General features: G+C 67.1%; 12 protein-coding genes and 2 pseudogenes. 3 read left to right on the plus strand and 11 right to left on the minus strand.

The features are described 5' to 3' along the window. The first annotated feature begins 111 nt into the window (after window positions 1-111). Entirely contained in the window at window positions 112-588 is a 477-nt protein-coding gene (locus QF047_RS10085) for a hotdog fold thioesterase (RefSeq protein ID WP_307276296.1), read from the plus strand. A gap of 285 nt (window positions 589-873) precedes the next feature. Here QF047_RS10085 and QF047_RS10090 read toward each other — a convergent pair whose 3' ends face one another. The 8 genes and pseudogenes from QF047_RS10090 to QF047_RS10125 form a co-directional block, all read right to left on the minus strand. After that, window positions 874-1,425: a dihydrofolate reductase family protein gene (locus tag QF047_RS10090; RefSeq protein WP_307276298.1), complete on the minus strand. Its 552-nt coding sequence runs from the start codon at window positions 1,423-1,425 to the stop codon at window positions 874-876. A gap of 72 nt (window positions 1,426-1,497) precedes the next feature. After that, window positions 1,498-1,719, minus strand: a complete 222-nt coding sequence (locus QF047_RS10095) for a hypothetical protein (protein ID WP_306633280.1) — start codon at window positions 1,717-1,719, stop codon at window positions 1,498-1,500. Next, window positions 1,716-3,066, minus strand: a pseudogene (locus QF047_RS10100) (anion permease). The gene QF047_RS10095 and the pseudogene QF047_RS10100 overlap by 4 nt, the downstream one beginning before the upstream one ends. 152 nt (window positions 3,067-3,218) lie before the next feature. After that, entirely contained in the window at window positions 3,219-3,728 is a 510-nt protein-coding gene (locus QF047_RS10105; protein ID WP_307276302.1) for an HAD domain-containing protein, read from the minus strand. A 16-nt stretch (window positions 3,729-3,744) separates the two neighbouring features. Beyond that, a complete protein-coding gene (locus tag QF047_RS10110) occupies window positions 3,745-4,179 on the minus strand; it encodes a hypothetical protein (protein ID WP_307276304.1) in 435 nt (144 codons plus the stop codon). A gap of 69 nt (window positions 4,180-4,248) precedes the next feature. Then, entirely contained in the window at window positions 4,249-4,680 is a 432-nt protein-coding gene (locus tag QF047_RS10115; protein WP_306633273.1) for a VOC family protein, read from the minus strand. Between the two features lie 104 nt (window positions 4,681-4,784). After that, on the minus strand, window positions 4,785-5,507 hold the full coding sequence (locus tag QF047_RS10120) for a response regulator (RefSeq protein WP_307276311.1): 723 nt from the start codon (window positions 5,505-5,507) through the stop codon (window positions 4,785-4,787). Beyond that, window positions 5,504-7,447, minus strand: coding sequence for a DUF4118 domain-containing protein (locus QF047_RS10125; RefSeq protein WP_307276314.1), 1,944 nt, complete (start codon window positions 7,445-7,447; stop codon window positions 5,504-5,506). Before QF047_RS10125 ends, QF047_RS10120 begins: the two co-directional genes overlap by 4 nt. A gap of 106 nt (window positions 7,448-7,553) precedes the next feature. On the opposite strand from QF047_RS10125, the gene QF047_RS10130 reads away from it, so the two are divergent. Then, window positions 7,554-8,174, plus strand: a complete 621-nt coding sequence (locus QF047_RS10130; RefSeq protein WP_306633266.1) for an L-threonylcarbamoyladenylate synthase — start codon at window positions 7,554-7,556, stop codon at window positions 8,172-8,174. A 4-nt stretch (window positions 8,175-8,178) separates the two neighbouring features. Here QF047_RS10130 and ligD read toward each other — a convergent pair whose 3' ends face one another. Next, window positions 8,179-9,201: a non-homologous end-joining DNA ligase gene (gene ligD / locus QF047_RS10135; protein ID WP_307276319.1), complete on the minus strand. Its 1,023-nt coding sequence runs from the start codon at window positions 9,199-9,201 to the stop codon at window positions 8,179-8,181. A 69-nt stretch (window positions 9,202-9,270) separates the two neighbouring features. Here ligD and QF047_RS10140 point away from each other — a divergent pair, with 69 nt between their 5' ends. Further along, a complete protein-coding gene (locus QF047_RS10140; RefSeq protein ID WP_306633262.1) occupies window positions 9,271-9,948 on the plus strand; it encodes an alpha/beta family hydrolase in 678 nt (225 codons plus the stop codon). Between the two features lie 59 nt (window positions 9,949-10,007). Here the strand turns inward: QF047_RS10140 and QF047_RS10145 are convergent, their stop codons facing one another. Continuing rightward, window positions 10,008-10,163, minus strand: coding sequence for a hypothetical protein (locus QF047_RS10145; protein WP_306633259.1), 156 nt, complete (start codon window positions 10,161-10,163; stop codon window positions 10,008-10,010). 153 nt (window positions 10,164-10,316) lie between these two features. Then, a pseudogene (gene hrpB, locus QF047_RS10150) lies at window positions 10,317-12,960 on the minus strand (ATP-dependent helicase HrpB). Window positions 12,961-12,975: the final 15 nt, after the last annotated feature.

Here is a 12,975-nt window from a genome sequence, read left to right on the forward strand (position 1 = left end):
GCAGGGTCTTGAAGGGCAGAGGAGCCCTCCGGGGAAGCGTCCTCCTGCAGGACGTCGGACGGGAAAGGGGCCGGTTTGGTTGTTTCACTCACAGATGCCAGCCTAGTTGCCATGATGGACAATTTCACGCCCGGCCCCTTCGCCGGGGAGCTCACTGCCGCAGGAGTCCCGGAGCACCTGCACGGCTGGCTTGGCCAATTCGGGATTGGCGCCCTGGTGGTGAAAATGGGGATCCGTTTCCTGGAGATGAGCCCTGCGCGGACGGTGGCCACCATGCCGGTGGAGGGGAACACGCAGGTGGCCGGCATCCTTCACGGCGGCGCCCACGTGGTGCTGGCGGAAACGCTTGGTTCATTTTCGGCCGGTATGCACGCGGGTCCTGGCCGCCATGCAATGGGCATCGAGGTCAGCGCCACCCACCACCGTTCCATCTCAGGCGGCACCGTGACCGGAACCTGTACGGCCATCCACCTTGGCCGGACTCTGGCAACGCACCAAATCGTGATGACGGATGAGCAGGGCCGCCGGCTGTCCACCGCCCGCATCACCAACATGATCCGGGACAACGCGGCGCCTTCGAAGGGCTGAGGCGCGGAACGGACCCCGTCCGACGCCCCATCACCTTCCGCATGAAATTTTCGAACGCGCCATCACCTTCCGCAGCTCCACCGCGGGATGTGATGGGGCGTCATCCCAAAACGCACGGGAGGTGATGGGGCGTCTTCCCAAAACGCACGGGAGGTGATGGGGCGTCATCCCAAAACGCACGGGAGGTGATGGGGCGTCTTCCCAAAACGCACGGGAGGTGATGGGGCGTCTTCCCAAAACGCACGGGAGGTGATGGGGCGTCTCAACCACCGGGGTTCGACGGGCTCAGCTGCCGCTGCCCTTCAGCAGGTACCGCAGCTCAATAATGCCTCTGCCCATGGCGCGCGAAGCAGTCAGCTCAAGTGGCGGCGTCGGGCCTGCCAACGGCAAGAGCTGCTTGCCGCTTCCCAGGACCACGGGGATGACGGAGAGGATGAGTTCATCCAGCAGGCCGGCGTCGGCGAACTGGGCAGCGAGGTCTCCACCGCCCACCACCCAGACGTTCTTGCCGCCCGCGTCGGCTTTGAAGTCCGCGATGAACTCGCTGATGTTCCCGCGGACAAACGTGATGTCCGCCCCGTCAGGCGCCACGTACTCGTGCCGGGTGAAGACGTAGCTGGGCGTGCCAGGGTAGGGCCAGTTTCCGGGCTGGTGCTCCATAAGCCAGGTGTAGGTGCCGCCGCCCATCACAATGCAGCCCACGCCAGCCATAAAAGCCTCGTAGCTTTCCATGCCGCCCTCGAAACCGTCGAACTGCAGGAGCCAGTCAAGGTCGTCCGTGGGGGTGGCGATAAAACCGTCGAGGGATGCGGCGACAAAGTACTGGATCCGTGACATGGCTCAAGCCTAGCCATGTGCCGCGGCCTGGCCAACGGCCCGGGAGGCTGTCGCTTTGGGTGCTGGCGGAGTCTAGCGGGAGAAGTACGGAATGATCAGGTAGAGCCCGAAGAGGACGGCCAGCCCGCACAGGCCAAAGCAGGCATAGGCCAGTGAACGTTTCAGGCCCGGCGAGGTCTGCTGCGCATCACCGGCGATGGCAGTCAGCCTGACGCCAAGCGAGTAGAGGACCACCACGGTCACTGCGGCCGCCAGGGTGGCTCCGGCCACGGTCAGCAGTTCCAACCACTTCATCGCTGGGCATCCTTCGTCTCGACGGGTTCGGCTTCTACCGGGGCCTTCTTATCGGCTTGCGCTTCAGCCGGGGCTTTCGTTTCGGCTTTCGCTTTCGCGTCAGCGGGCGCTTCTGCCTTGGCTTTCGCTTTGGCTTCGGCCTTGGCCTTCGCCTTGGCTTCTGCACGGGCCCGTGCCATCGCCTTCTTCTTGGCGAAGCGGACGGCCTGGCCCACTTCCTCGACCTCGACGGCGTTGTGGTGGCCTACGGCGGACTTGCGTGAGTAGAAGAACATGAAGAGGACGGCACCGGTACCAGCGATGGCGGCGATCAGGACGCCCACTATCCCGGTCTTGACCAGCAACGCGGTAAGCGCACCCACGACCCCTGCAGCGGGAAGGGTGAAGAGCCACCCGAGGGCGATCTTGCCCACCATGCCCCAGCGCACCGTGGTTCCCTTGCGGCCCATACCTGAACCGATCACGGAGCCGGACGCAACCTGCGTGGTGGAGAGCGCGAAGCCGAGGTGCGACGATGCCAGGATGGCGGAGGCGGTGCTGGTTTCAGCAGCGAAGCCCTGGGCGGGCTTCACTTCGGTAAGGCCCGAACCCATGGTCCGAATGATGCGCCAGCCTCCGGCGTAGGTGCCGATGGCGATCGCGAGGGCGCAGGCTCCGATTACCCAGAAACTGGGGGCCGGAGCCGGGCGCCTGCGTACCGGCTGCAATCAGCACCAGCGTGATGATGCCCATCGTCTTCTGGGCGTCATTGGTGCCGTGCGCCAGCGCCACCAGGCTTGAGGTGAAGATCTGGCCGGTCCGGAAGCCGCCGCGCTTCTGCGTCAGTTTGCTGCCGGTTTCCGGGTCGTGGCGCGAAGTCAGTGCATAGGCGAGGCGGGTGCAGAGGTAGGCAGCGGCCCCGGCGATGACCGGCGCAAAGATCGCCGGCAGGATGACCTTCTGGAGCAGGGTCTCAAGATTGATCGAGTTGAACCCGATGCCCGCTATGGCCGCGCCGATCAGGCCGCCGAACAGTGCGTGGGAGGAACTCGACGGAAGGCCCTTCAACCAGGTGATCATGTTCCACAGGACGGCCCCCATGAGGCCCGCGAAAATAATGTCCGGTGTGATCTGCACGCCGCCAGAGCCTTCACGGATGATGCCGCCGGAGACCGTTTTCGCCACTTCCGTGGACAGGAAGGCGCCCACCAGGTTCAGGATGGCTGCCAGGGCCACGGCTGTCTTCGGTTTGATCGCACCCGTGGCGATGGGCGTGGCCATCGCGTTCGCGGTGTCGTGGAAACCGTTAGTGAAGTCGAAAAATAGTGCCAGTGCTATAACCAGCGCCACCATGAAGGTGATATCCACCTGTTGCCCAATCTGCAGAGTCGACGTTCAGCAGTTTCTTTCCCCGGCTGCCTTGCACAGCATAATTCACCAGCTGTTCGCTTGGAATGACCTGCGGCGCGCTAAACAGCCGGCGTGAAACCTTATCGATCGTACGCGTCCGCGGCAGGAGGTCAAAACACCGGCTGTCCGAGAAAGGAGCTGACTGCTTCAAGCTCCGACGGCGAGATCCCCCGCCTGGGATCCGGTGAAACAGCCAGCAGCCGGTGGCCCATGACCCGGGCCCAGGCCTGGGCTTCGGCCTCGTACGCGAGCTGGTCATCCACCCAGGCGACGGCGTCGGGCGCGGTTCGCTCCACATCGTCCTGGATGGCTTGGAGCTTCCACCAACCGGCGCCGCTTCCGGCCCCTTCCGCCGTCAGGTGCGGCCAGCGGCCGCCCTCCAGCCCGATCGCCGGGCAGAGGTACTGCGGCGCCAGTTCCTCCCAGCTGGTGAGCCAGACGCACCGCAGTTCCCCGGCCGCCGCCAGGCTGTTGAGTCCCCTAACAAGTTCGGGCGCGTACGCCACGCGCAACAGGCCGGCAGCAGCGCGCCGCCACGCGGTTCCCCAGCCGTTGCGCCCTTCCGGACCAAAGGGACAGACGACGCCGTCAACGTCGAGATAGAGCGTACGGCGGGCCACGGTTCCTCCCCGGCTATCAGCCGTGCCGGGAATCCGAGGGCCGCACGCCGGGGTCGAGCATGGGGGCGATTTTGCCCTCGAGTGCTGCTGTCATGTCCGCCGCTGATGCCGGCCGCAGCCCGTCGGCTTCCCGCTTGGCACGCAGGAAGGCCACGGTGAGGGGTTCGCGGACATCTGTCATGAGCGGGAAGTCGATCAGTTTGCCGACGTCGAGCTCGTACTCCAGCCGGCGTTTGTTGGTGGCGTCGTGGGCGGCCAGCAGAGTCTCGACGTCGGCCGTTGAGGCGTTCTCCGCCACATGCGCCTGGTTTCGGAGCTTGTACAGCTCCACCTTCCGCTGGTGCCTCCGGTCGCCGGCCTTGCGCCATGAATTTGCCCAGTGGCCTGCCAGCGCGCTCATCGGGAAAACGAGCCACCATTTGTCGGCGAGGAAATCAAAGAGGGACTCCACGCGTACATCGTCGCACTGCGTGGCGTCCCTCCTCAAGGAAACACGGGCGGGCCCCGCCCGGCTGCCGGATTACGGAGTTGGGGCCGCCTGCTGATTGTTGACGTTAATGAGCCAGGCCACCCCGTAACGGTCGGTGCACATCCCGAAGATGTCGCCCCAGGGAGCCTGTTCCATCGGCACTGTGACGGTGCCGCCTCCGCCACTGAGTTTGTCGTAGTAGCCGCGCAGTTCCGCCTCGTCATCGCCACTGAGGGAGACGGAGATGGACGAGCCTGCGCTGAACTCCATGCTGTTCGGAGTGTCCGCACCCATCAGCACCAGGCCCTGCGTGGTGGTCAGCATGCCATGCATGATCTTTTCGGCTTCCGCCGGGTCCTCGCTGGCCTGGAACTCGCCAAAAGTGCTGAGCGTGAGCTCACCGCCGAACACCGACTGGTAGAAGTTCATGGCTTCCCGGGCATCGTCACGGAAGCTCAGGTAGGGGTTGAGGGTGGTGGGCATGGCTGGATCTCCTTGAGTTTGTACTGGAAGGAATGGAACCAGACAACATCCTGCCCCAAGGGCAGCCCTCTGGGTAGGGGGCATGGCCTCCGGTTTCCCCCGATTCAGGGAACGAAGCGGTACCCGATTCCGGGTTCAGTCAGCAGGTGGCGGGGGTTGCCGGGGTCGGCTTCCAGTTTTCTGCGGAGCTGCGCCATGTAAACGCGCAGGTAGTTGGCTTCCTTCTGGTAGGCGGGCCCCCAGGCATGCGCCAGCAACTGTTGCTGGGTGATGAGGCTTTTCGGATTCCGCACGAGGATTTCGAGGATGTTCCACTCCGTGGGCGTAAGCCGGACCGCGTTTCCGTCGCGGAGCACCTGCCGGTGCACAAGGTCTACTGTGAAGCCGGACGATGCCACCACAGGGGCAGAATCGGGTCCGGGGACGCGCCGGAGCAGCGCCCGGAGCCGGGCCAGGAGTTCGTCCAGTCCGAAAGGCTTGGTGATGTAGTCGTCGGCGCCGGCATCGAGTGCCCCCACCTTGTCCGATGATCCGTGGCGCGCGGACAGGACCAGCACCGGGACCGAGCTCCACCGGCGAAGATCACCGAGGACGTCTGCGCCGTCCATGTCCGGCAGTCCGAGGTCCAGGACCACCACGTCCGGCACGTTGCGGCCGGCAGCGAGCAGGGCGGATGCCCCGTCCGCCGCGGTTTCCACGCCGTAGCCATGCGCCGCCAGTGTGATGCGCAGTGCCTTCAGCAGGTGGGGGTCGTCATCCACCACGAGGATTTTGGCACCACTGTGCGGCTCGGTTTCGTCAGCCTTGGGCTCGTGCCGTCCGGTCACTTCAACACCGTCCCGGTGCCCTGGATGGTCTCCGCGCCGGGGGCAATGCTCCCGGCAATACCGGGGCTGCCGGTGGAGAGCGGCAGGCGGATGATCATTGTCAGTCCTCCCCCTGGAGTCGCCTCGGCCGTGAGGGTTCCCCGCATCGCCTGGACGAAACCCTGGGCGACGGCGAGTCCGAGGCCCAGCCCGCTGGCATGGGGCAGGTCGTCCGCCCGCTGGAATGGCCTGAACATGTCCAGCACCTTCCGCTCGGGGACGCCGGGGCCATGGTCGGCGATGCGGAGTTCACCGCACGGGTGTCCTCCGGCCGTCACGCCGGCGAGCCCGTCCGCCGTCGTGGTTATTGCCACTCCTGAACCCGGCGCATGTTTGAGCGCGTTCTCAAGGATGTTCGCGATGACCCGTTCCAACAGCCCGCGGTCAGCCTCCACGGGCGGCAGGTTGGCCGGTAGGGCTACCGTTATGGCACCCTCCGGAAGTCCGCGCAGGGCCCCATCAATGACCTCGCCCCACCGGACCGGCCCCAGCAGCGGCTCCACAGACCGGGCAGTAATCCGCGACATGTCCAGCAGGTTCCCCACCAGCAAATCGAGCCGGTCAGTGCAGGCATCGATGGTTTCGAGCAACTCCCGCTGTTCAGCCGGAGTGTAGGCAACGCCATTTTGCAGGAGCCCGCCGGCCGCCAGTTTGATCCCGGCCAGTGGCGTACGCAGGTCGTGGGACACGGCCTGCAAGATGGCGGTGCGCATGGTGTTCCCTTCGGCGAGCCGCAGGATTTCGTGCCGGCTGGCCTCCAGCTGCCGGCGTTCCAGCTGTGCCTTGACGTGCACCGCGAAGGCGCCCAGCAGCCTCCGACCTGACGGCGGGACCTCCCGGCCGAACAGGACCAGCCAGGTCACGGGATCCACCTGGACGGTGGTGGTCCCCGGAACGCCGCCGTCGTCCTGCGTTCCATCCTGCCAGCCGGATATATCACCGGCGCCGGCCAGCAGGAGCGGCCGGTGCCCTGAATCCGGGTGCCCCGAATCCTGCTCGCCCGCCGCTGGAAGGTTGCTGACGACGGCGGCCCCGGAGGCGCCGAAGGCATCCAGGGCTTCCGCGAGCAGCCCGTGCAGGGTGTCCTCCGACCGGGAGGCACCCAGGGCAAGATCACCCAGGGTGGCGGCTTCGGCCTGTGCCCGGGAGGCCTCCTTGGAACGCCGTGCAGATCCGTCCACCACCCCCGCCACCGCCACCGAGACGCCGACAAAAACGGCCAGCGACAGGAGGTCCTGGGGGTCGTGGATGGCGAGGTCGCCAAGGGGCGGAGTGGAAAAATAGTTCACCAGCAGGCTGCTCCACAGCGCACCGGCAACGGCCGGCCACAGTCCGCCTGCCAGGGATACTGCCACTGCGCCCGTGAGCTGGATCAGCACCGCGGTAGCCACACTGTGCTCGAACATGGCCAGGAGGAGCTGCAACAAGGGCGGAAGGACCGCGGCGAGGGCAAACCCGAACCCGGTCCGCACCCTGCCCAGTTCGGTGCGCCTCCCCCGGCCGCCGGAATGCCTGACAAGGGGCACCACCTGGACATCAATGTCCGCTGCTTCCCGCACCACCCTGGCGTCCACGCCCAGGCGGAAGGGGGCCGTGATCCGGTGGCGGCGCGACTGTCCCACGATGACGTGGGAGGCCCGTACCGAGCGGGCGAACTCCACCAGGGCGCGGGCGACATCAGACGCCGACACGGTGTGATAGCTGCCGCCCAGGTCCTCAACCAGCCCGCGCTGGGCTTGGAGTGCCTGCGGGGACTCTGCCCGGGTGCCTGCCGGGGTTCGTACGTGGACGGCGAGCAGCTCGCCGCCGTCGCCCCGGTGGAGAAGCCTCGCGGCACGGCGCACCAGGAGTTCCCCGTCGTCGTCGCCCTGGAGGCCAACGACGATCCGTTCCATACCCATGAGCCACATTCTCCCACCCTGGTGCTGGCGGCGGTGACGCTGCCGGGCGGCTGCTCCGGCAAGGAAGTGGTGCGGCGGGCCCGGCAGGGAACGTAGGCTCGGGTGCATGGCCAGATACTTTGATGTTCATCCCCAGGATCCGCAGCCCCGGGCCATTGCCCAGGCAGTGCGCATAGTGCTCGACGGCGGACTGATCGCCTACCCGACTGACTCCTGCTACGCGCTGGGGGCCCAGTTGGGCAACAAGGACGCCCTGGACCGGATCAGGAACATCCGCAGACTTGACGATAAACACCATTTCACACTGGTCTGCAAGGACTTCGCACAGCTGGGGCAGTTCGTGAACATTGGCAATGATGTTTTCCGCAGCATCAAGTCCGTGACGCCCGGAAGCTACACCTTTATCCTCCCGGCCACCAAGGAGGTCCCGCGGCGCCTGCTGCACCCCAAGAAAAAGACCGTGGGCGTCAGGATCCCGGACAACAGGGTGGTCCAGGCCCTGCTGGCAGAGCTCGGTGAGCCGCTGCTTTCAAGCACGCTGCTGTTGCCGGACGAGGAGGACCCGCTGACCCAGGGCTGGGAGATCAAGGAGCGGCTGGACCACCAGGTGGACGCGGTGATCGACGCCGGCGACTGCGGAGCGGAGCCCACCACGGTGGTGGATTTCTCCAGTGGCGTGGCCGAGGTTGCCCGCCGAGGAACCGGGGACCCGTCCCGCTTCGAATAGCCCGTTAGTCCTGCTTCCGGGCGCGACTGGGCTGGACCCTGGGCGGTTCGCCGGGCATCTTCGGGTAATCCGGCGGGAAGGGCATTTCTTCCAGGCCCGCCTTCAGGTCGCGGTCCCACCACTCGAGCAGGGTATCGATGGAGCCAGGCTTCTTGTGCATGTCCGCCCAGGGGTCGCCCACGGTTTTGAGCCGGTCGGGGACGGTGAGGATGGTGAAGTCCTTGGGGTCCGCGGTCTCCAGCTCGTCCCAAGTGATGGGGCACGATACCGAGGCGTGCGGCAGAGCCCGGGGGCTGTAGGCGCCGGCGATGGTGCGGTCGCGGTTGGCCTGGTTGAAGTCCAGGAAGACGCGTGTTCCACGTTCTTCCTTCCACCACGCGGTGGTGACCTTCTTCGGCATCCTGCGCTCCACTTCCCTGGCGGCAGCGATGACCGCATGCCGCACGTCCAGGAACTCGCGGGTGGGCTCGATCGGCGCGTACACGTGCAGCCCCCGGTTGCCTGAGGTCTTAATAAAGCAGGTAAGCCCGGCTTCGGCCAGGACTTCCTTCAAGACCAGCGCGGCCGGAACGGCATCGCCAAAATCCGTCCCCGGCTGCGGATCAAGGTCAATGCGCAGCTGGTCCGGATTGTCGGTGTTCGCCGCGCGGGAGGGCCACGGGTGGAAGACCACCGTGTTCATCTGGACCGCCCACACGGCTGCGGCGGGCTCGTCCAGGATCAGCATGGGATGTGAGCGGGCGCTCGGAAAAACCACTTTTTGGGTCCGTATGAAGTCCGGCGTTCCCTTGGGCGGATTCTTGGAGAAAAACATCTCGCCCTCGACGTTGTCCGAGTACCTCTGCAATGCCACCGGCCGGTCACCGTTGGCCGTGATGAACGCTTCTCCCACGTCGCAGATGTAACGCGCCAGGTCCAGTTTGGTGAGACCCAGGTCCGGCCAAAGGACCCGGCTGGGACTGGAAATGCGCATCTCGCGCCCGCCGTCGGGGCCCGGCACAGTAATGGTGGTCTGTTCGCTCGCCATGGGGACAACGTACACCCCGGCTGTGGAAACCGGACAGATTTCGGCCTCCCGGTCCGGCATGATGGAGGGATGCCAGTCCCGGAAGTGCCCCTGACCGTTACGGTGGGCGACGTCACCGTCACCGCCGCCTACGCCCGCCCCGACAATCCGTCCGCCACAGTGGTGGTGGCCCACGGTGCCGGCGCCGGGATGGAGCACCCGTTCCTGACGGGGTTCACAGCAGCACTGAACGGGCTCGGCGTTGCGACGCTGCGGTTCAACTTCCCCTACCGGGAAGCGGGCAGGAAGTTTCCGGACCGTCCGCCCGCAGCCATCACCGCCTGGCGTGGTGCCATGGCCGCGGCGGCGCAGGAGGCGGCGAAGCATCAGGACACGGGTCCGCTCTGGGCGGCAGGCAAATCCTTCGGCGGCCGGATGGCCTCCATGGCTGTAGCCGACGGTATGGAAGCCGCCGGGCTGGTGTACCTGGGCTATCCCCTGCATCCACCGGGAAAACCGGAAAAGCTGCGGGACGAGCACCTGTACGGGCTGGCCACCCCCATGCTGTTCCTCCAGGGCGGCCGTGACACGTTCGCCACCCCGGAGATCCTCGAGGACGTGGTGTCCCGCATCGGTCCCCATGCCGTCCTCCAGTGGGTGGAGGGAGCCGACCACTCATTCGCCGTCGCCGGCATGAAACGCCCGCCAGCAGAGGTTGGCGCTTCACTGGCCCGGCCGGTGGCCGCCTTTATGCAGGACCAGTCCTGACACAGGGCGCTCCCGGTGGGGCTATGCGCTGACACCGGCCTGGCCAGGGGAAAGCCGGGCTATGCTGCTGCTTCCTCGTGCCACCAGCCCTCCCAGGCGGCGGAGGTCAGGCGGCCTTCGGGAAACTCGCTGGTTCCGCCGGCACCATTGTGGGACCGGCCGTCTTCATTGCGCCGGCCGTCGAGCAAAAGGTTAAGGCTGTTCAAGAGAAACATCTTTACGTCCTTCCGTGTCTGATAAGGACCACTCTGTCCAGGTAGGAACGAGCCTAACCGGGGCATGTTTCAGCCCATCGACGTGACGTTTCGGGTGTGTATCTTACTTCTCACGTAGCCTGAAGCAGCCGGCTAGGCGTGCGCCGGAACCAGCTACTGACGCCGTTTGACGCGTGCGGTTGCGGTTGCCGACCAGGGATCTTCAGGCCAGGGGTGCTTGGGATAGCGACCGCGCATTTCGGCCCGGACCTGGGTGTAGGGGCCGGACCAGAACGATGTGAGATCGTCGGTGACGGCAAGGGGCCGCCGGGCCGGTGACAGCAGGTGGAACAGGACCGGTACGCGGCCGCCGAGGAGCCGGGGCGTCTCTGCCCACCCGAAGCATTCCTGGAGTTTGACGGCCACCACCGGGCGGGCTGTTTCATCTGCAACCTCCGGGTACTCGATCCTGATCCGCGACCCACTGGGTACTTCGAGCCATTCCGGCGCCAGGTCAACGAGCTTGGCGGCTTCGGGCCAGGGCAGCAGCCGCCGGAGCGGGTTGGTCAGATCGATGGAACCTGCGGCCGCCCCGCCGGCGAGCTGTTCCAGCTCCGGGCCCAGCCACTCCTGGAGCTGCAGCAGCAGGGACTGGTCCGAGACATCCGGCCACGGCGCGCCTACTCCGCGGTGGATGAAGGCGAGCCGACGCCGCAGCGCATCGGCCGCCGTCGACCATTCCAGGACTCCGAGGCCTTCCTTCTCCAAAGCCCCGGCGACGGCGGCCCGCCCCTCCGCCGGCGACGGCCGGACGGGGGTGGAGGCCAGGATGATTGCCCCGAGGCGCCGCACCCTCCGCGCGGAAACCCGCCCGCCGGCAAACCGTGCCTCGACCGCCTCGGCCAGAAGGTGCGAAGCGGCGGCTTCCGCGAGGTCTGATGTCAACGGCGCGGCCGAGCGGATCACGGCACCGGTACCGGCGGAATCCCTGCCCTCGGCCCGGGTTACTTCCGCCACGGCCAGCCATTCCTGGCCGGACAAGGAACTGCCCGCCGGCAACCCTGCGCGGGTTCCGGAGGACAGCAGATAGCGGTTCGGTGCCCCGCCGGCCACGAGGCGCGCCACCCGGTCCGGGAAGGCGAGTGCGACGACGGCACCCACCACCGCGGCGCCGGTCACCGGCGACGGCAAGGCGGGAGAATCGGAGAGCGGGCCTCGTTGCGCCAGGGCCGCAAGGCGGCGGGTGTCCTCCGCCCAGCGCCGGCCAGCGGCTCCTGGCTCATTCCGCAACTGTGACAGGAGGCGGGTGAGGTCAGCACCGGGGGCGCGGTGGTCGCCCGAAACCAGGGCCACTGCTTCCGCTGCGGCCAGCTGACCGGCGGTGGCCGCTCCGTCCAGCAGTGCCCGGCCCAGGCGGGGATCCGCCGGAATGGTTGCCAGGAGCCGTCCCATGCCGGTGGCGTGGCCGTCCTCGGCCACAGCGCCAAGTTCGCGCAGAACCTCCACTGCGTCGTCCATGGCCTGCAGTGGAGGTTGGTCCGGAAGGGCGAGGCCAACACCCCGCGGAGAACCCCAGGCCGCGAGTTGGAGTGCGGCTCCGGTCAGGTCTGCCACCTTGATTTCCGGCGTCACGTGGGCGGGTGCCGCAGCGTAGGCCTGCTGGTCATAACACCGCACCACACGCCCGGGACCCTGACGGGCCGCGCGGCCGGCGCGTTGATCAGCCGAGGCGCGGGAACAGGAGACCGTAACCAGGCCGCTCATGCCCCTTCCGGCGTCGCGGCGCGGTTCCCGCGTCAGGCCGGAATCGATGACCAGCCGGACACCCGGAACTGTGAGGGAGGACTCGGCGAGATCGGTGGAGACGATGGCCCTGGGTTTTCCGCCGGGCAGCCGCCCGGAAACGGCCCGGTCCTGTTCAGCCGCTGCCGCCTGCCCATGGAGTTCCATGACGTCAACGCTGCTTCCCAGACGCCCCCCCAGATCGGCCGCCACACGGGAAACTTCCCTCGCGCCGGGGAGGAAAATGAGGGCGTCGGTCGAGCTGTCGTCGCTGAGGGCGCGGGTGAGCTCCTCCGCAGCAGTCCGCGCCACGTGGTCCAGGAAGGCGGGCGTCACTCCCCTGCCGTCAAGCCGCGGTCCTGCGGCCGGCCGCCAGTCGGTCTGCAGGGAGTACAGGGCCGAGGGGCAGTCCACCACGGGAGCCGGGGACCCGCCGTCGTCCGGCCCGCCGACGTCAGTGGAAAGCAGTGCCGCAAACCGCGGTGCGTCCAGTGTGGCGGACATGGCGACGACGGTGAGGTCACCCCGCAATTCCCTGACCTCGGCGAGCATGCCCACCAGAAGATCTGTTTCCAGGCCGCGTTCGTGGACCTCATCCAGAACCACCGCAGCCACGCCCTCGAGTCCGGGGTCAGCCAGCAGGCGGCGCAGCAGGATGCCGGGTGTGACAAATTCGACGACGGTTCCCGGCCCCGCCTGCCGCTCGCCGCGGACGGAATATCCGACGCGGCTGCCTAGCTGGCTGCCGTCCAGCACGGCGAGACGCCTGGCGGCCGCCCTGGCAGCTACGCGGCGGGGTTGCGTGACGACGACCCGCCCGTGGCTGTGCACCGGGAGGTTTGCGAGCAGCGGCGGGACGAGCGTGGTTTTACCCGTGCCTGGCGGTGCCTGCACTACTGCCGCCCGGCCGGCCCCGCCACCCAGCGCCCGGGTGAGGGCAGCCAGCGAGGCCGCGAAGGTCAGCGCCGGCACCAATGACGGCCAGGTCAAAGGGTTTGCCGGCGACCGGCTGTTGCTGCCTGCCCGGAGAAGTCATCCGTCCATTGTGCCC

Source organism: Arthrobacter sp. W4I7 (assembly GCF_030816215.1).
GTDB lineage: Bacteria > Actinomycetota > Actinomycetes > Actinomycetales > Micrococcaceae > Arthrobacter > Arthrobacter siccitolerans_A.

Bases quoted from the DNA above. Each gene is read 5' to 3' on its own strand.
- QF047_RS10115 (WP_306633273.1), bottom strand. From the start codon at position 4,680: ATGCCCACCACCCTCAACCCCTACCTGAGCTTCCGTGACGATGCCCGG.
- QF047_RS10145 (WP_306633259.1), bottom strand. From the start codon at position 10,163: ATGTTTCTCTTGAACAGCCTTAACCTTTTGCTCGACGGCCGGCGCAAT.
- QF047_RS10130 (WP_306633266.1), top strand. From the start codon at position 7,554: ATGGCCAGATACTTTGATGTTCATCCCCAGGATCCGCAGCCCCGGGCC.
- ligD (WP_307276319.1), bottom strand. From the start codon at position 9,201: ATGGCGAGCGAACAGACCACCATTACTGTGCCGGGCCCCGACGGCGGG.
- QF047_RS10125 (WP_307276314.1), bottom strand. From the start codon at position 7,447: ATGGGTATGGAACGGATCGTCGTTGGCCTCCAGGGCGACGACGACGGG.
- QF047_RS10095 (WP_306633280.1), bottom strand. From the start codon at position 1,719: ATGAAGTGGTTGGAACTGCTGACCGTGGCCGGAGCCACCCTGGCGGCC.
- QF047_RS10085 (WP_307276296.1), top strand. From the start codon at position 112: ATGATGGACAATTTCACGCCCGGCCCCTTCGCCGGGGAGCTCACTGCC.
- QF047_RS10090 (WP_307276298.1), bottom strand. From the start codon at position 1,425: ATGTCACGGATCCAGTACTTTGTCGCCGCATCCCTCGACGGTTTTATC.
- QF047_RS10140 (WP_306633262.1), top strand. From the start codon at position 9,271: ATGCCAGTCCCGGAAGTGCCCCTGACCGTTACGGTGGGCGACGTCACC.